This is a genomic window from Symplocastrum torsivum (genome assembly GCF_059505465.1).
This window is the reverse complement of sequence record NZ_JCACKQ010000036.1, coordinates 1-19,057: the sequence shown is the minus strand read 5'-3', so window position 1 is coordinate 19,057 and position 19,057 is coordinate 1. Positions and strand designations below refer to the sequence as shown.

The 19,057-nt window shown below is 47.3% G+C and carries 7 protein-coding genes; 4 read left to right on the top strand and 3 right to left on the bottom strand.

Annotation, left to right across the window (positions count from 1 at the left end):
• Nucleotides 1-131 precede the first annotated feature (131 nt).
• Both AC5JL3_RS11675 and AC5JL3_RS11670 read right to left on the bottom strand, forming a co-directional pair.
• Nucleotides 132-1,982 (bottom strand): glycoside hydrolase family 9 protein, encoded by a 1,851-nt coding sequence (locus AC5JL3_RS11675; RefSeq protein WP_496074652.1) that lies wholly within the window; start codon nt 1,980-1,982, stop codon nt 132-134.
• A gap of 176 nt (nt 1,983-2,158) precedes the next feature.
• Nucleotides 2,159-3,436, bottom strand: a complete 1,278-nt coding sequence (locus AC5JL3_RS11670) for a pentapeptide repeat-containing protein (protein WP_496074651.1) — start codon at nt 3,434-3,436, stop codon at nt 2,159-2,161.
• Nucleotides 3,437-3,684: 248 nt separating this feature from the next.
• Between AC5JL3_RS11670 and AC5JL3_RS11665 the strand changes: the two genes are divergently transcribed.
• The 4 genes from AC5JL3_RS11665 (at nt 3,685) to AC5JL3_RS11650 (ending at nt 15,810) form a co-directional block, all read left to right on the top strand.
• Nucleotides 3,685-5,412 (top strand): tetratricopeptide repeat protein, encoded by a 1,728-nt coding sequence (locus tag AC5JL3_RS11665; protein ID WP_496074650.1) that lies wholly within the window; start codon nt 3,685-3,687, stop codon nt 5,410-5,412.
• Between the two features lie 206 nt (nt 5,413-5,618).
• Nucleotides 5,619-8,144: a CHAT domain-containing protein gene (locus tag AC5JL3_RS11660; protein WP_496074649.1), complete on the top strand. Its 2,526-nt coding sequence runs from the start codon at nt 5,619-5,621 to the stop codon at nt 8,142-8,144.
• Between the two features lie 342 nt (nt 8,145-8,486).
• Nucleotides 8,487-14,858: a DVUA0089 family protein gene (locus AC5JL3_RS11655; protein ID WP_496074648.1), complete on the top strand. Its 6,372-nt coding sequence runs from the start codon at nt 8,487-8,489 to the stop codon at nt 14,856-14,858.
• Nucleotides 14,859-15,009: 151 nt separating this feature from the next.
• Entirely contained in the window at nt 15,010-15,810 is an 801-nt protein-coding gene (locus AC5JL3_RS11650) for a DUF928 domain-containing protein (protein WP_496074647.1), read from the top strand.
• A gap of 275 nt (nt 15,811-16,085) precedes the next feature.
• On the opposite strand, the gene AC5JL3_RS11645 is transcribed toward AC5JL3_RS11650, so the two are convergent.
• Nucleotides 16,086-18,770, bottom strand: a complete 2,685-nt coding sequence (locus tag AC5JL3_RS11645) for a ShlB/FhaC/HecB family hemolysin secretion/activation protein (RefSeq protein ID WP_496074646.1) — start codon at nt 18,768-18,770, stop codon at nt 16,086-16,088.
• Nucleotides 18,771-19,057: the final 287 nt, after the last annotated feature.

Sequence of the window (19,057 nt, the reverse complement as noted above, 5' to 3'; positions counted from 1 at the left end):
ATCATCTTAATAATTTCTCCCCGACGGATCAGAGAGATGCTTTGCCCTGGTATTAGGAAAATAATCGGTTTTTGAGTTGTTTTTTTTCGCTTACCCCAAATTTGCCAGTCCCCAGTAACATCTTTCACAGATCAATTATCTACAAATTTCGACAGAAGCTTGATATAGGCGGCTTGGTAGACAATACTGGGTTCTGTGACTTCCCACATATTTAATTTGACATCATGACTATCTAAATAGGCTTTCATGGGAGGCTGTTGGCGTAAAGTAGCAGAGCCTGTAGAGTCCTTGTTAGGACCTCCTGTAATATAGCCTGGAGCAGGACCGTTAGGAGAAGTTAAAGCATTGCTGTAGATTCCTTTACCCAACCATTCATGCCACATTTCATTCGCAGAGTATTCAGCTCCGTAATCATACATATTCGTCAAATATACAATTCCTAGCGGATTTACCCCATGAAAATAGTGGACTGAGTTAAGTGCACGAACTCTATACTGATCATTTTTATTAGGGTTAATGTTATGGAGAACAACATCATAGTTTGTGTTCCCGTAATTTGCTTTGACGAAGTTACTACCCCAATGATAGTGTTCATCCGGCATATAGGCTAGATAGGGGTCTAAATCGTTAGCATTTCCATAAGCGCTTACGTTGGTACGAACTAGCTCTTTAAATCGATTGGTTATTAATTCTCGTAAAGCAGCATCTGCTGACGGCAACTTAGCATAAAATAACAGCGCATCTCCCTGCGTAACCTGATAAGAAGACCAAACAGGAGCTAAAAAAGGCTGTGTTTGGGAAAGGTGTTCTTTGATGTAATTTGTATACTTAGGATTTTCAGTCAAAGCAAAGAGATAAACGGCAGCCGCTACGGCTTCTCCAATTTGCTCTTGAGCTGTTCTATCTGCATCACCAGCCTTAATTATTTGGCTATCACAACTCGTTTCAATAGGATGAGACTCAAACCACTGCCAAGCCTTTAGCGCCTTTTGACCAAGACCATCTGCGTAATTGGCTAGCTGCGGAAAGCTGCCGAAAACAAGTGAGGCGTGGGAAAACATACTTGCAACAGCGATTGTTGCAGAAGAACATTTTGGCGCATAAAACCGTGGACGCTTGTCCAAGCTTGGTCTTTCAGCAGAGTTATGATCCGTTGTCCCTAGCTTGATAAATGCACCTCCGTCGCTGTCTTGCATACGTTGAAGCCAGTCCAATTCAAAACGGAGTTCATCAATCAAATCGGGAATGCCATTGCCCGACTCTGGAATATTAAAATTATCTGTCCAGACATCGGGATTTTGAGAATAAGCATGTAGTAGCTGATGAACTGGGTCTTCTGCGAAAGTGACATATTTATTCGTGTCCCCTGCATCAAACCATCCTCCACGCATATCTCTGGCCAGAGCAGGGTTTTCCTTATCGTCAATAAATCTAGCTTCAGTGTCTTGCTGTGGTCCTAAGAAAGCAGCATCATCTTGCCATCGGGCATCTGCATAAGGTAGTCGTTTTGCAAAGCCGCTCCTTTGGTAAAAATACATTCGAGTTGCTGCAACGAGAATATTACGGTACACATCTTCAGCAATCTCAAACGGAAAAGATTTTTCACCGCTTTGAGAACTAACAATATAGCGACCTGGTTTACTGACTGATGAGAAATCAAACCACCAAGCAATATCTCCAGATTGAGAATGAATCTTACCCTGGTTCCACGGGGTGGCATTATTGGAATACACGCTCTCACCAGTACTTACATTTATAACGTTAAATATATTAGTAGATTCAGTGTTTTTAGGGTGGGAATTCCCGTCTTCTCTAATGACAGCAATTTTAGGGTCGCGAGGTCGATAGCCAAACTGATCAACTAAAATTTGCGGCGAAGCATCAGCGACTTTTGGCAAAGAAGAGCAAGAATGTAGAGAAATAACGAATATAAATATTAAAACTACGCAACCCCAAAAGACTCGTATATTTCCAATTTTCATACTGCCTACCTTTTCGCTCTACTGTGCTTAGCCAAAACCCATGCTATGTTAAGCTTTGCATACACTAAACCGTTTTTTGAGTAAAACGTTCCAAATTGTAACGTTTCTCCGCCAGGTAGCGTGCCCTTTGCCCCATTTCTTGAGTTTCTTCTGGACAAGAGTGATGTTTAGCCCTTTCAATTGCTCCCACATTTAAACTCACTTCCACTGGGAAAAGTAGCGCCACAGAAGTTAGTTCCCCGTACTTGAATGCCTTGAAGCCTAGCCCTTTGCAAGTTTGCTTGACTCAAGTTTGTTCCTTCTAGCTGTGCATTTGTAAGGTTAGCTTGACTCAAGTTCGCTTCGCTTAAATTAGCACCACTTAAGTTGGCACCCGTGAGATTTGCCCCGCTAAGATTTACCTCACTAAGATTCGCTTGACTCAAGTTAATATTGCTCAAGTCTAAACCACTCAAATCTGTACCCGTCAGGTTAAGACCGCTCAAATCTGCGCCAACTAAATCCACATTCCTCAACGTTACTCCCTCTGGAACCGCTCCCTGCAAGCTGACGCCCCCCAAGTCAGCATTGCTCAAATCTGCTCCCCTTAGCTCCGTTCCTTCTAGTGTTGCACCTGTAAGGTTCGTCTCCCGCAGATCGGCTAGCGTAAGGTTAGCATCCTCAAGATTAGTTGATTGCAAATTGGCGTTACTCAAAATCGCACTTGTTAAATCAGATTCGCTCAAATTTGCGCCAGTTAAGTTAGCACTTCCGAAATAAGCGGCTGCAAGGTCAGCATTACTCAGATTTGTGCCAGTAAAATCTGTTTCTCTCAAATCTGCTGCTCGTAGACTGCTTTGTTGCAAGTTAACTTGGCTCAGACTTGCGTTTCTGAGATTGGCGATGAAAAGATTAGCTTCTCCTAAATTGGTGCGATTGAGATTACTCCCGCTTAAGTTCGCCCCCTCAAAAGTGGCTCTCTCTAAATTTGCGCCTTCTAAGTTAGCCTGTCTTAGGTCAGCACCATCCAAGTTTGCTCCGGCTAAGTCCGCCTCAGTTAGCTCTTGACCCTCTACTCCTTGAGTAACCAACCGTTGAACAATCCGCCATTTGTCTGCAATGATTGTCCGGTCGTTAAATACCGTATTTTTGAGACTTGCCCCTTCAAGATTCGCATTGTCGAGATTCGCATCAGAGAGATTCGCATTTCTGAGGTCTGCGCCTTCGAGATTTGCCTCTTTGAGATAAGAACCTTGTAAGTCTGCACCATTGAGGTTAGCGCCTTGCAAGTCTGCACCCCGTAAATTAGCTTGTCGCAGATAAGCTCCTGCTAAATTAGCCTCTTGCAGGTCACATCGTGCACATTCTCGTGTGTCTCGTAGTTGTTTGACATCATCAGGGTCTGCTCCTTGAGAGGGGAGAGCAAAAAGTAGAGGGAGGCAAAACGCGATCGCAAAGGGTTTTAGAGCAACCATAAGTCTTCCGTTTCCTTAATTTTTTGAATGTCAACCCAATCCCCAATCCCTAATCCCCTTCACTCAATACCCTGAATCTTCACTATCGCAACACTTTAAGACTCGTGACAAGTCAATTGACGTGAGTCTAGTTTATGCGATGATCGATGGTCTAGACTCACAACACTAATAAAGTTTCACGTCACTCACAGCTTTACAGGGTAATCACTACCGTTGTCTCATGCTGGCAAATAGACAGGTAAAAATTGATGCGGCTTCTCGGAATAGGGTTGAGTTTGACGGCAGTTGTAGGCGGTCTTGGAGCGCCATCACTTACCCTAGCTGCGAGTACCACCCAGACCTTGAGCCAAGATGCTGGACTTACTACTCTTACTGCCCAATCTGGGTTAGAAGACCTGGAAGATTTTGATTATTGGGTAAATCGTTGCGATTTACTGGTATCTGCCCAAAAGTATGAAGAAGCTTTAGCCGCGTGTGAACAGGCAATTACATTACGACCTAAAAGTGCAAGCATTTGGGCAGTCCATAGTGGGATTCTCCTGAACCTCAAGCAATATCCCGAAGCGATCGCATCAGCAGACAATGCCTTAAAATTTGACGACAAAAACTCACTTGCTTTCACCTATCAGTGCATGGCATATTCTGCCCTCAAGCAAAATGAAGCGGCGTTAGATGCTTGCAATGAAGCACTACGGGTGAATGGCAACTGGGGAAATCGCTCTCCGGCTTTAGCTTGGTACTATCGGGGCGTTGCTTTGAGTCAGTTGGCAGACGATGAACAGGCGTTAGTTGCCTATGACCGGACACTATTACTCGAACCCAACGATTCTCAAACATTGACGGCTCGTTGTGAAGCCTTGCTCAATCTGCGACAGTACCCAGATGCGATCGCATCTTGTCAGCAAGCATTGGCAGGTAATGGGAATTGGGGTGATAAAACACCAGGACTTGCCTGGTACAATCAAGGGCTAGCTCATACACAACTTAAGCAATATCAAGAAGCGATCGCTGCTTATGATCGGGCATTAAACCTTGAGCCAAAAAATGCTCAGACTTGGGCAAATCAGGCACAACTGTTTGAGCAACTCGAACGCGATACCGAAGCCCTAACTTCTTACCAGCAAGCCATTACTCTCAAACCGGATTTTTCACGGGCATTAGTCGCGCAATGTGGGATATTAAATGGACTCAAAACCTATGAGCCAGCACTGGAGGCTTGTACGAAGGCAGTTCAGGGAGATGGGACTTGGCGAGAAGCTGGTGCTGCCGAAGCTTGGCATCAGCAAGCACACGCTCTTGGTGGTTTGGGACGTTATGAAGAAGCCCTAGCAGCCGTGAATCGTGCCGTTGGACTGAACCCCGATTATGCTGAAGCTTGGAGCAATCGCAGTGCCGTCCTTTGGTATTTGGAGCGCTACGATGAGGCACTGGCTTCCAGCAAGCAAGCGCTTACTCTCAATCCTAACTATGCGCTAGCTTGGGCAAACCAAGGCAGAATTCTTCGGAGTATCAATGACTACGAAGCGTCTCTAGAAGCCTATGAAAAAGCACTCGAACTTGAACCCAATAACGCGCAAGTTTGGGCAAATCGGAGCGTCGTGTTGTGGCATTTAGGACGCCACGAACCCGCCATCTTCTCTGCCAATCGTGCTATCAATCTCAATCCAGAATTAGTGCAAGCCTGGTATAACCGAGGAGTCGCCTTGGTTGCCCTGCAACGGTATGAGGAAGCTTTAGAATCTTACGAACAAGTGATTGAGCTTGCACCCGACAATGCAGACGCTTGGACAGGGCAAGGTCTGATTTTAGGACAGTTGGGACGCATTCCAGAAGCGATCGCAGCACTAACCACTGCTCTAAAGCTTAATCCCCAACAATCCCTCGCACAAACCGCTTTGCAAAGAATTGCGCTGCAACAGCAGCAACAACAGTCGCAGCAACAACAGCCACCGCAGCAACCCCAGACACAACAATGAGCAAGAGACAGCAAAGACATTCCTCAGAACCTCTACCTCTAAGGTGGGTAGTGCCCACCCTAGTACGAATAGTATTTAAACGAGCAATTTGCGTAAGTCCTAGGCACAAACGACGGTATTGGAGCGAGTCATTACGGCGTGTAAGGGGTTGGGGATTCTTGCTGCTTTCATTAACAGTAGCGTTTTGCCTGGTTACCTTTCCTCGCTTGACTACTGCTCCAGTTTTAGGCGCTTTTCCCCCTAGCTTGAGTGTGAATAGCAGTAATCCTCAAGCGTTGCTTCAGCAGGGCAGAACTCTCTACGAATCCGGGCAGTTATCGGCAGCAGCAGCAATTCTCCAGCAGGCGGTTCAGGGGTATCGTGCCCAAGGAGATACACTCTCGACAGCGATGAGTCTGAGTAATCTAGCTTTAGTGTACGAGCAGTTAGGGACTTGGGCAGAAGCCAACCAAGCGCTAACCCAAAGTTTGGAGATTCTGCAAACGCGACGAGATTCAGATCATCAGCGTCTCTCTGTGTTAGCACAAACGCTGGAAATTCAGGGTGGGGTTCAACTCGCTCAAGGACAAGCGGAAGCTGCACTGGCAACTTGGGAACAAGCCGCAACAATCTATAAGCAAGTTGGCAACGAAATTGACGCAACTCAAACTCAGATTCGGCAAGCCCAAGCGCTACAAATCTTGGGGTTTCACCAACGAGCGATCGCACTTTTGCAACCTTTGTCTCAAAGCCTAGAAAATCAATCCGACTCACCGACTAAGGCGATGGGGTTACGCAGCTTAGGAGAGGTGCTGCAAATTGTGGGCAATCTCGAACAAGCTTATTCAGTAACGCAGAAGAGTTTGGAGGTGGCGCAACGATTGCAACTTCCTCAAGCCATTGCATCAGCGCAACTCAGTTTGGGAAATATTGCCCGTGCCCAGCAAAAGAATGAAGAAACACTCAACTTTTATCAACAGGTTGCCAAGGGTTCTGGTTCTCCAACGATAAAATTGCAAGCTCAACTGAATCAACTGAGTTTCCTCCTAGAAACTAACCAAGTCTCCCAAGCTCAAGCTCTTGTATCTCCAATTCAACAACAAATTAATGCGCTGCCTCCCAGTCGCACCACGGTTTATGCTCAAATCAACTTTGCTCGAAGTTTGACTCGCTTAAACCAATTGAATAATCCATCAACGTTGAGTTGGACTGATATTACCCAAGGGTTAATCACTGCAAGAGGACAGGCAGAGGCGTTAGGTGATCAACGCGCCCAAGCCTATGCTATGGGTCATTTAGCCGAGATTTATGAACGAACGAAGCAGTGGAATGAGGCGCAAACCCTAACGGAACAAGCGCTGTTTCTCTCCCAAAAGATTAATGCCAATGATATGACTTACCGTTGGCATTGGCAGATTGGGCGGATATTAGAAGCACAGGGGAAGATAGAAAAAGCGATCGCAGCTTATTCTAGTGCGGTTGATATTCTCCAATCTCTGCGAAGTGACCTAGTTACGGTAAATCCAGAAGTCCAGTTTTCCTTTAAAGAAAGCGTTGAACCGATTCACCGAGAATTAGTGAGTTTGCTATTAAAGGATAACGATGGCAAGTCCAGTCCAGAAAAGTTGGAAAAAGCACGACAAGTAATGGAGTCGTTGCAAATTGCGGAACTGAATAATTTCTTGCGGGAAGCCTGTCTGGATGTGCAAGCGGTAAAACTTGACGAAGTGGCTGGAGTGGAGAAAGTGGCGGTAATTTATCCGATTATCCTACCCGATCGCTTGGAGGTGATTATCAACTTACCAGGGCAGCAGTTGAGCCACAAGTCTACGAAAATTACCAGCGAGGAAGTGGAAGCGTTGGTCGAGCGATTGCAGGGTGCTTTGTACAATCGCATTAGTTTAGAGTTTCGACCCTTAAGCCAGCAAGTTTACGATTTGCTCATCCGTCCGATTGAGCAGGATTTGGGTCAGAGTAAGGTGGATACGTTAGTGTTTGTCTTGGATGGGGCGCTGCGGAATATTCCGATGGGGGCGCTCAATGATGGGCAACAATATTTATTGGAGAAATATGCGATCGCTCTCACTCCAGGATTACAGCTTGTTAGTCCCAGTCCACTACAGCAGAAAGATCTGAGTGTCCTAGCTGTTGGCATCACCGAAGCTCGGCAATGGCGTTCTCAACAGTTTTCTCCATTACCCAACGTTGAGCCAGAACTCAAGACAATTCAGGCGGAGTTACCTACGCGCATCCTGCTCGATGAAGATTTTACAATTGAGCGGTTCAAAGCAGCTGTGAAAAGCTCTGCGGCTCCCATCGTGCATCTTGCTACCCACGGTCAGTTTAGTTCTCGGCAAGAAGAGACGTTTATTCTGACTGGGGAAGATAATGTTGCGATCGATGTAGGAGAGCTGAGCAGTTTGCTGCAATCGAGTGAGTTAGGGCGTTCTGAACCGATTGAGCTACTGGTATTGAGTGCTTGTCAAACAGCATCGGGCGATAAACGAGCAGCATTAGGGTTAGCAGGTGTTGCCGTTCGGGCAGGGGCACGGAGTACTGTAGCCAGCCTCTGGTCAGTGAATGACGAGGCAACGTCTATGCTAATGGGGCGCTTTTATAAGGAGTTAGCGCGTCAGGATGTTACGAAGGCAGAAGCGTTACGACAAGCCCAACTGTCTATCCTCCAAGATCCTCGTTTCCGACGCCATCCTTATTTTTGGGCACCGTTCATCCTAGTAGGGAACTGGTTGTAGCTTCTTTCGCAGAAGAATTTAAAGATTGTGACAACCTTTCTTCCGATACCTGAGGATGGAATAGAATATGGTTTCCTAGACTAGACCCACAGATAGATGCGTTTACTGAAATCTTCCCTCGCTAAGGGGAATTTAGCTCCCTCCTTTTATTAAGGGGAGGGCTGAGGTGGGGTAGAAGCGATTTGCTACAAGATCTGAGTTTTAGCTAGGTTATATCTCGTTTGTGCAAATACCTTGAAACGTAGCTCTGATACCTCGCCTTGAAGTGGGTGTGGTTGAAATATCAAAAAAGCTTTCTCGGTATCCCCTTTAACAACAGACTGTTTGGCTGGAGGTACAGCAATGACTCGCTTCGGAAATAATGGTGTTTGGTCGTTAAGCCTTGCGAGTGTCATGGCTGTCATTGGGGTTCTCACAGGTAGGACTGACCCGACTCTTGCTCAGATTGTTCCTGACCAAACCTTGGGGGCACAACGGTCTCAGGTAACACCAAATGTGGATGTTCCAGGAGGGTTAGCTGACCGAATTGATGGAGGAGCAATCCGGGGGGTTAACCTGTTCCACAGTTTCAGGGAGTTCAATGTTGGGGAACTACAGCGAGTTTATTTTGCGAACCCAGCGGGGATTGAGAATATTTTGGGGCGGGTAACAGGAACTAACCGCTCCGATATTCTTGGAACATTGGGGGTAGATGGTGGAGCAAACCTATTTCTGATTAACCCCAATGGGATAGTCTTTGGTCCCAATGCCCAACTAGATATCCGGGGGTCGTTTGTTGCGGGGACAGCGGATAAGTTTACGTTCCCCGATGGCAGTGAGTTTCGAGCAACAAATCCCAATGCCCCGCCTTTGGTAACGGTAAATATTCCCATTGGGTTGCAGTATGGTTCCGAACCACCTGCGGCCTTGGTAAGTGAAGCCGATTTAGCAGTGGGACGGGACTTATTGCTGTCAGGTGGGTCGGTAACGATTACAGGTAATATCGATACCTCTTCAACCACAGGTAATGGTGGCAACGTTACTATTACAAGTACCGAGGGAAATGTCTCTATTGAAAACAGCATTATTAGAACTAATACAATTTATGCTAAAGACGGCTTACCAACAAATGCTGGTGACATCACAATTGAAACTCCTTCAGCTATTTCCTTAACAAACTCTTCCTTAGATGCAGGTTCTATTGGTGCAAGAGGTAGTGGTGGAAACATTATATTGAGGGGAGTTAACAACCTTTCTGCTACCTCAGTTGCTCTGGATAACAGTAATTTATTTAGTGATACTTCTTCCACTGAAACTTCTGGCATAGGAGGGAATATTAGTATCATTGCTAATTCGATTTCTTTAGTCAATCAATCTCTTATAGATGCCACTACAAATGGTAATGGTCAAGGTGGAAACATAGCACTCACAGCCATAGGAAATGAGGGTAGTATAGCGCTTGCCAACAATAGTAGTATCAGAACTCTTGTAGGTGTAGGAGCTGGCGGCTCTGGCGGAAATATCGAGGTCCAAGCTCGGTCTATTTCACTAACAGACGGAGGTAGATTTGAAGCTCGAACATTTGGAGACAGAACAGTTGGAACCCAAAATCCCCAAATTCCCCAAAATCCCCAAAGTCCTGTCGAGGAAAACGCGAGGGCGGGAAATATCAAGATTGATATTTTAGGTTCAGATACTGAAGATCCAAATTCAGGTGAAATAATAACACCTGCATTTGATATTTCTGGATTCAGTACTCAAGAAGGCTTCTCCAGTGGCTTGTTCACCTCTTCTGAAACCGAAAACAGTGGTAGAGGGGGGAATATCACGCTCAATTTTCTTGGGAATGGCAGCTTACGTGTCTCGGATGGAGGAGTATTGAGCGCTCAAACTCAAGGAAACTCTCCTGGAGGTAATATCACAATAGGTGATGAAGCAAATCCTAACAATAATCCTGCTCAAGTTGAACTGAGAAATGGTGGACAATTAATTGCCACAAGTTCTGGGGCTGGAACTGCTGGCAATATTAAGATTAATGCCTCCGATAGTGTTACCATTTCTGGATCTGATTCCAATTTTGCTCAGCGAAATAGGTCTACTCCTATTAATGCCAATGGTATTGGAGAGATTAATGAAAGGGAAGCTAATGATACAGTTCTTGGGGCACATAATCTCGACTTTTCAGAGTTTTTAATGGATGAAAACCCTGATGTTCAGTCTTCCGAACTTATTCCTTATATATCTATCAATGGTACAGGTAATGGAAGTTTTGATTACTACTCGTTTGAGATTACAGATTCCAATACTATTGGCATTTTTGATATTGATTATGGTAAATTCCTTAACAATCCAGACACAGCTATTGATGAATTCAATCTGACAATAGATACTGAAATTTTCCTCTTTAGGGAGAATAGCCAAGGTGAACCAGTAACAACATTACTAGCTGAAAATGATGACTTTCCCGAATTAGCAGGTGCAGGTGGCAGCCAACATCGCTATGATTCATTTCTCCGCTATACTTTTCGGGAACCGGGAACCTACGTCATTGGTGTAGGTGAGTATGACTCTACAGCAAATGATAATGGTATTGAAATAACGCCAAGCAATACTCCTGACATAGGAGATAGCTACACTCTGCAAGTTTCGCTTGGGTCAAGTAGGCTTCTTAATCAAGGGCTGAGTCCAAATCAAGGTTCTAGCAGTGGTATATTTGCCCAATCTACTGGTACAGGTCTGGGCGGCACAGTCACAATTAATACGAATGGTGCGCTATCTTTAACAGATAACAGTCGTATTAATACAGCTGTCCGAACTGGCTCTACTGGCACAGATCTACAGAACATTCCTGGCAGCATCGATATTACGGCTGGGTCAGTTTCTTTGAGCAATGGCTCTTCCCTAAATGCCAGTATTAGCGGTTCAGGGCAAGGTGGTCGTGTCACAATCAATGCTGGTGATGGTGAAGTTTCTTTGACAGGTGACAGCACGATCAGAACTACAGTGGGATTGAGGGCATCAGGTAGCGGAGGCGATGTCAATATCCAAAGTGGTAGCTTTTCCTTAACAGAAGGCGCAAGAGTAGAATCAGGTACGCAGGGAACTCAAACTTCTAGAGCTGGCAATATTACCGTCGATGTTTCAGGTGCTGATTCTGTCGATCCGATTTCAGGTGAAAAAATTCCCGCTTTTAGGGTTTCTGGTATCAGTCAAGCAAGCAGACTCCCTAGTGGTCTCTTGACGGCATCAGAACTTCCCAACAGTGGTCAGGGCGGGAATATTACCGTAAATGCCTCCAATGGAACTGCTCGTATATCGGAAGGGGCAGTTTTAGATGCCCGCACCAGAAGTGCTTCGGCGGGTGGGAATATTGAGGTAAACGTTAATGAGTTTGAGGTTATAGATGGAGGACAATTACTCACAACTGCTTTTCAGCAGGGCCGGGCGGGTGACATTCGGGTAAATGCAACAACCAGAACACTCATATCTGGCGTTGCTCCACCCCTTACCGAGCCAGTGTCCCAATTTACAACACAACAGGTAACAGTCCTAAACATCCTCAATGACCTGGGATTAACTTTTGAGATAGCCAGCAACTCAAATGTAGTCTTCTCTGAAACCATTCCTCATGTCCCTATTGAAGGTACTGGAAATGGTAATTTTGCTTACTACTCATTTTCAGTGGGAACAGCAGGCAGTCTTGGGATTTTTGATATTGATGAGGGCTACAAACTGGGACAAGATGGCAGCATAGACACGCAACTCTTTCTCTTTAATCAAGATACTGGAGCCTTGCTAGCAAGCAACGATGATAACTACTTAGCTGAAGCGAGTACCAACGGAAGTACGTCTGGATTAGATGCGTTTATCAGCCATGTTTTTGACTTACCAGGCAACTATGTGATTGGAGTTGGGGAATACTACTCTTTCGCATCAAATGGCACCCTAATAGAAGGCAATGCACCAGATGGTTCAGATGCAACTAATAACATTCCGGCAGACACCTATACACTCCACATTTCCGTTGAAAATCCACGTTCACCTGATGCTACTGAGCCAATTCTTAATAGTGGTTTATTTTCTCAAACTCAAGGGACTGGAGCAGCGGGAAATGTGACAATTACAACCGGGGAGTTAATTGTTCGGGATCAGGCACAGGTTTCAGCAGCTACCTCTGCTAGTGGTCAGGGAGGAAACCTAAGTGTGGTGGCAAGGGACTCTGTAACTGTGAGCGCTCAAGGTCGTTTATCTGCCGAGGCAACCGATACGGCTACCGGGAATGCTGGAAGTGTGGACATCAGTACAAGGCAACTAACCGTGGAGCAGGGATCTCAGGTGTTAGCCTCAACAGTTTCAGAGACAAGTACCAGTGACGGTATAACCCTACGCAACTTAGAGACTTTGCAAGTCAGTGGTGGCAGTCAAATTAGCGCTTCCACTGAGCGCGGAACAGCCGGTAATTTGAGTATCAATGCAGGACAGGTGGCGGCGCAGTCAGTGCAGGTTTCTGGTCAGGATAGTCGTGTGGCAGCTCAAGCAACCGAGAGCGGTGGTAACGCTGGCAGTGTCACCCTGAATGCACAGCAACTGACAGTTACCGATAACGCCCAAGTCTTAGCCTCCAACATTTCCGGTGAGAGTAGAGATATCACTCTACAAGGATTAGAACGCTTAGAAGTCACGGGTGGTGGACAGATTAGCGCTTCTACTGAATCAAGGACAGCCGGAAGCCTGAGCATTAATGTTGGACAGGAGGCGGCGGAATCTGTGCTACTCTCTGGTCAAGGAAGCCGCTTGTCGGCTCAAGCAACCGAGAGCGGTGGTAACGCTGGCAGTGTCACCCTGAATGCACAGCAACTGACAGTTACCGATAACGCCCAAGTCTTAGCCTCCAACATTTCCGGTGAGAGTAGAGATATCACTCTACAAGGATTAGAACGCTTAGAAGTCACGGGTGGTGGACAGATTAGCGCTTCTACTGAATCAAGGACAGCCGGAAGCCTGAGCATTAATGTTGGACAGGAGGCGGCGGAATCTGTGCTACTCTCTGGTCAAGGAAGCCGCTTGTCGGCTCAAGCAACCGAGAGCGGTGGTAACGCTGGCAGTGTCACCCTGAATGCACAGCAACTGACAGTTACCGATAACGCCCAAGTCTTAGCCTCCAACATTTCCGGTGAGAGTAGAGATATCACTCTACAAGGATTAGAACGCTTAGAAGTCACGGGTGGTGGACAGATTAGCGCTTCTACTGAATCAAGGACAGCCGGAAGCCTGAGCATTAATGTTGGACAGGAGGCGGCGGAATCTGTGCTACTCTCTGGTCAAGGAAGCCGCTTGTCGGCTCAGGCAACCGAGGCAGGCGGTAACGCTGGCAGTGTCACCCTGAATGCACAGCAACTGACAGTTACCGATAATGCCCAAATATTAGCCTCCAACATTTCCGGTGAGAGTAGAGATATCACTCTACAAGGATTGGACAGTTTGCAAGTTACTAGTGGCGGTGAGATTAGCGCTTCCACTCGCAATGGGATAGCCGGAAGCTTAAGTATTAATGTGGGAGAACAGGCAGCAGAGTCAGTCTTAGTTCGTGGCAATAGTGAGTTGTCAGTAGCAGCGACAGGAGATAATACAAACTCAGAGTCTGGACAAGTCACTATCAACGCCCGTGAGTTGACGGTGGAAGATGGCTCGACTATTTCAGCAGCGACCAATGCAGGACAAGGACGAGGCGTTCAACTGCAAAACCTGGAAAGGTTGAGCGTTAATAACAGTCTCATCTCTTCCTCCACCATAAGTGGTGTGGCGGGAGATGTGATAATTGATGCCAGCAATTCAGTAACGCTTACTGGTACATTTACTCCCTCACCGGGAAGTGAACCACAAGGAGGTGTAGTGGCAGCAGCTACGACAGGAGGTAGAGCTGGTAGTGTCACTATAAATACAGGAGATTTGCTAATTCGAGATGGAGCAGAAGTATCCGTGAGCAGCCCATCAGGAATTGCAGGCAATGTTAACGTCAATGCTGACTTTATCGGACTCAACCAAGGCAGCATAACGGCTGAAGCGGGTCAAGGGGAAGGCGGTGCAAACATCGACCTCAACGCCTCTGGCTTCTTGCGTCTGGATAACGAGAGCCTCATCTCTGCTCTAGCCACAGGTAGCGCCACAGGTGGTAACATTAACATCAACGCCCAATACGTCATAGCATCTTTCCCCACAGGCAAGGAAGGCAACGATATCGTTGCTGATGCAGTTCTCGGCAATGGCGGACGAATCACTATCAACGCGCTTGGCATCTTTGGTCTTGACTTTCGCCTAGCACGAACCCCTCTTAACGACATTACTGCCAGTTCTCAAGGTGGAGCCGCTGGAACTGTACAAATAACAACCCTTGGCATTGACCCCAGCCGAGGTTTAGCTGCCTTACCTCTAAACTTTATTGATGTCTCAGGCTTAGTTGGTGGGCAGTGTTCAGCAAGCGGTGCAGACGGTGAACTGAGCCAATTCACCATCATTGGACGTGGCGGACTACCCCTTAATCCTACTGATCCCTTAGCACCCGAAGCTGAGGCATCTGATTGGGTGACTTTTGACCCCGAAAGCGATCGCATTTCCCCCCAAGCCCACACCCCAATCCGCATAACTCCCTTTACTTCTTCAGTCAGCCCTCAGCAACTCGCACAATTCCCGTCACTATGCTACCAATCTTGGTCAACATCAGCGATCGCACCCTAGAGCCATTACATTTTGTTAATGACTTGCGTAATCGCTCTCAACTCAACTGATGTGTCAGTAGAACCCAAACAATTCAATTCCTCTATTATTACCATCTAAACCAAACGTAAGCGATCGCGCCAACCGCAGCACCAACCCTAGGAGAACCCCTATGAAACCCTCTACTTCTTTCAAAATCACCATTGCAACCGTCCTCGCCGCAGGATTCTTAGGTACTAGCGTCCTGCCCGTACTCGCCCTCTCCAGATTTAGCCAAGCCAGACAACCCTCCTCCGGAAGTCAAGGAATCCTAGTCGCAGGTCGCCTTGGATTTCGGGTAAGAGTCCGACCCTCCCGATTTCGAGTTGGAGGCTTTGCGCGTGGGTCTTGCCCACCCGTAACCATCGCTCCCGTCACACCCCCTACCCGACCAGAAGAAACCGCCTCAGATGAGGAAGCTCCTGTTGATTCCACCGCGTCCGCACATCCTACACTATTTGTCAATATCCCAGCCGAAATGCCGGGTGCGACAGCCCAGTTAACCTTACAGAACGAAGCTGGCGAGCAAGAGCTTTACTCAACCAAATTTACCTTGACGGGTAAGCCTGGGATTGTAGGCATTCGGATTCCAGAGAGCGTTCCTCCTTTGCAAGTCGGTCAAAAGTACCTGTGGCAGGTTTCAGTTGTCTGTAACGCCAACAAGCCACAAGATCGCCTGTCTACCATGAGTTGGGTAGAGCGAGTTGCCCTAGACCCTACTGTAGCGAGTCAGATCAATCAAGCCACTCTCCGTGAAAAGTCTGCTATCTATGCAGAAGCGGGAATTTGGCAGGATACCTTGTCCTCCTTAGCTGAACTACGCTTGAGCAATCCTAACGACCAATCCGTTGCACAAGATTGGGCAAGCCTCATGCAATCGGTCAATCTGCAAGATTTTGCTAACAAGCCTGTGGTGCAAATTGCCGGAAACTAAGGCGCTGAACAGTTAATAAAGCCTGTTGAGACGGATGGGGAGATGGAGGTATAGGGGCGACCGTGTACACAGAAGTCGGCAGACCTCTCCCAAACCCCTCTCCGACACGGAGAGGGGCTTTGAAGATGGCTCACCCTTCCCTCGCTCCCGAAGGGGTTGGGGGTTAGGTCTGGGAGCGCGTTGAGCAAAATAAGTCACTTGTGTACACAGTAGGTCAACGCGAGAGACCGGAATCTGCTTACTCCCTCGTTGAAGGCGGATAGAAGCGGCTGGCTTTAAAATGGAGAGTAAATCACGGAGAAGTGAATCCCATTCTCCTGCAACGTCTCCCCACTTGATGAGAAAGATGTGAGAGGAATACCCCAATCCAAACGGGCGCTTAGATTATCCTGCCGCCACAACAGACCAATCCCTGTACTTGCCAACACACTGTTTTCTGGGTCTGTACTATCTCCACTATTCCACCCCCTACCGACCTCCAGAAACGGCGCAAGCTGTAACACACCATCAACTTCAGGTATCCGTAGAATCGGGAGACGTAGCTCAACACCCGCTAGCCAACCATTATCAGTTAGCAGGGTATCTTGACGGTATCCCCGAATTGTTTCTTGCCCACCAATTCCAAACTGTTCCAACGGGACTAAGGGACGATCTGCAAGTTGGAGTTCACCTCGTAACAGTAAGAGCGTATCGTCTCCTAAGCGACGCACCCACTGCCCTCTTCCCCGCCAGGAAAAGAAGCGACTGTCGGGAGGGATAGGGTTGATCGTTGAGTTCAAGGCATCCAATCCAAGGCTAAATTCTGATTGCAGCGCTAAGACGTACTCTTCCCCCTGTTTCGTCCATTCCTGAGAAAATCGCAGCGCTGAAACTCGTGTATTCCCCTCTGCATCAGCGCCCACACCAGGGAATGGTTCTGCTATTCCCGTTAAGCCTTGGAGAAACTCACTTTCACTCTCTCGTCGAGACGCTGTCAAACTCAACGCCACCTCTTCAGTGGGAGTTAAAATTACAGGTTGGCGAAGAGTAAGTTCATAGTAGCGGGATCGAGATTGGATGTCTAAAAAGTTAAATGGGTCTTCAATTACCTCACTAGAAGTATCGCCAAGGCTAAAGCTTAAGGTGCCGTTGCGAGCGTTGATGGGCAAGCTATAACTAGCATCCCAACCTTCGCTGCCCTCTGTGCGACTGTAGCCGAGGATTAAGCTGTCGCCTAAACCTAAGAAATTCCCTTGACTCACTTGAGCGCGTTGACGAATACTTCCTACACTAGGCGATCGCGCATTATCTACGGTGAACTGAATGTCCGAGGTATCCGCTGGCGTGACATTAGCATTCAGGATACTGGTTCCTGTTTGTGTCCCACGAGCAATTTCTGTAGAGATACTCTCAATCAGAGGGTTTAGCTGCAAAAGTTGGACACCTTCTAGCAATCGATCCAAATTCAGAGGAGTTGCACCTGCGATCGCAAGACGACTGCGAATATAGCTAGGATTTAGAGGGCGATTCCCTGTAATGAAGATGCGGTCTGGTGCAGGTGTAGCATTGGGTTCTAGCCAGTTACTCGTAAGGTAGGATGGGTTTGCCAAAAGTGACCCAGAACCATTGTTGTTTGCGCGGTTATTGTCTCGATTGATGTTAACGTCTTCTAGACCCAGGCTCAAACGACTACCTTCCAGTGGTGGTATGGAGGGAGTCGTGTTTAAGATATTGATCGCTTCCAGACTACCTTCGATGATCTGAATCGTAGCAACCCCATCACGCAGAGCATCCTGGGGGATATAAGCTCCAGAATTGATATAGTTTCGGTCTGTGTAATATTTCGTAATTGCCTCACTAGCTTGCAGCAACTCTGCAAGAGATAAGAGGCGATTAATCACAGCCGGATCGACCTCAACCCCTTCGGGTAACGGTTCGGCTTGTTCAGGAGTAACCGCTTCTCCAGCAATTAGTGCCAAGGTTTCTGGGCTAAAAACTGTACTCCCAACAACCTCAAACCGCTCAACAAAAACATTTTCCGATACAGGCGGGATTGCCTCAGGCATCGGTTTTGGTTCAGGTGTAGGAGTTGGTGATGGCTGAACCGGAGTAGTGGGAGAGGGTACAACAGGAGGGGCTTCAGGTGCTGGCTGGGGTATGGCGGCAGTTGGCGGAGGTTCTGAGGCTGGAGGCAAAGGTACGGGTTGAGGTTTTGCTACCCCTGGCGGAGGTGAAGGCGCTAGAGGTGAAGGTTCTGTTACTTGCTCAGTAACGGGTTTTTCCGGTAAGGGAAGCGGGCGTTGTCTCTGCACAGGGGAAGGTGGAGCGATCGCAACACGCGATGGCTCAGATGATGGTAGGCTTGCTTGTTCAAGTAAAGCTCGCTGGGTGCTAGATTGCGCTGTTGGAGCGGCTAGCAGGTCAGAAAAATCAACCTTTAGCGGAGAAGGTTGCGGTTGTGGTGCAACTGCCTGTTTTTGCGGTGAACGAGTCTCAGCACGTTGAACAGATTGTTGCCTTTGAGGAGTAGCTTGAGGTGTCGGACGAACTTGTGGTGAAGAGCGAGTTTGCGAGGCGGAGCGACTTTGAGGTGTCGAGCGAACTTGTGGTGAAGAGGAAGCTTGAGGTGTCGAGCGAACTTGTGGTGAAGCAGAAATTTGAGGTAAAGCGGGAGAACTAGATAAGGCTCTTTCCTGATTTGAATTTCCTACATTGGTTCTAAGCTGTGCATTTTTCCTCGCGTCAGACCGTTGAGTATTCGTCCGTGTTTGATTTGAGGTGGGTGGAGACAGCGTGACAATCCGAATCGGCTCATTACTACTCGCTTCATCCTCTGGCTCTCTGACGACATCAAACTCCGATTTAAAAACTAGCTGAGTCGCAATCAGCCAGCAAACACCGACTAATGCAGAGATGCCGAGAATTTTAAGAAGTAATGGCAACCTCGGCTTAAGCGAGGGCCCAATAGTGAGGACAATCATGTGCCATAGTCCCAACCGATAAACGTTTAAATCTAAAAAGAAGCAATACCTGTATTGGTGTTATGCCACAACAGCACCGACCATTTAGGGCATTCGCCATTATATTCATCAATCTCCTGATCTACGTCCTGTTGTAACTGTTCGATACGCTGGTGAAACTTTTTGCCAAATGCAGTACATCTTTCTACCTAACGAGTGACTAGCAAACCCACGTTAGTGGTCTGTCAAGTAGGTAGGGGCGCAAGGCTTTCATTGGTGTCAACTTAAGCGAAAAAGGAGCAGGGAAG

What these genes read in the sequence shown, in the direction of transcription:
- AC5JL3_RS11650 (WP_496074647.1), top strand. Translation starts at nt 15,010, where the DNA reads ATGAAACCCTCTACTTCTTTCAAAATCACCATTGCAACCGTCCTCGCC.
- AC5JL3_RS11645 (WP_496074646.1), bottom strand. Translation starts at nt 18,770, where the DNA reads ATGATTGTCCTCACTATTGGGCCCTCGCTTAAGCCGAGGTTGCCATTA.
- AC5JL3_RS11655 (WP_496074648.1), top strand. Translation starts at nt 8,487, where the DNA reads ATGACTCGCTTCGGAAATAATGGTGTTTGGTCGTTAAGCCTTGCGAGT.
- AC5JL3_RS11675 (WP_496074652.1), bottom strand. Translation starts at nt 1,982, where the DNA reads ATGAAAATTGGAAATATACGAGTCTTTTGGGGTTGCGTAGTTTTAATA.
- AC5JL3_RS11665 (WP_496074650.1), top strand. Translation starts at nt 3,685, where the DNA reads ATGCGGCTTCTCGGAATAGGGTTGAGTTTGACGGCAGTTGTAGGCGGT.
- AC5JL3_RS11670 (WP_496074651.1), bottom strand. Translation starts at nt 3,436, where the DNA reads ATGGTTGCTCTAAAACCCTTTGCGATCGCGTTTTGCCTCCCTCTACTT.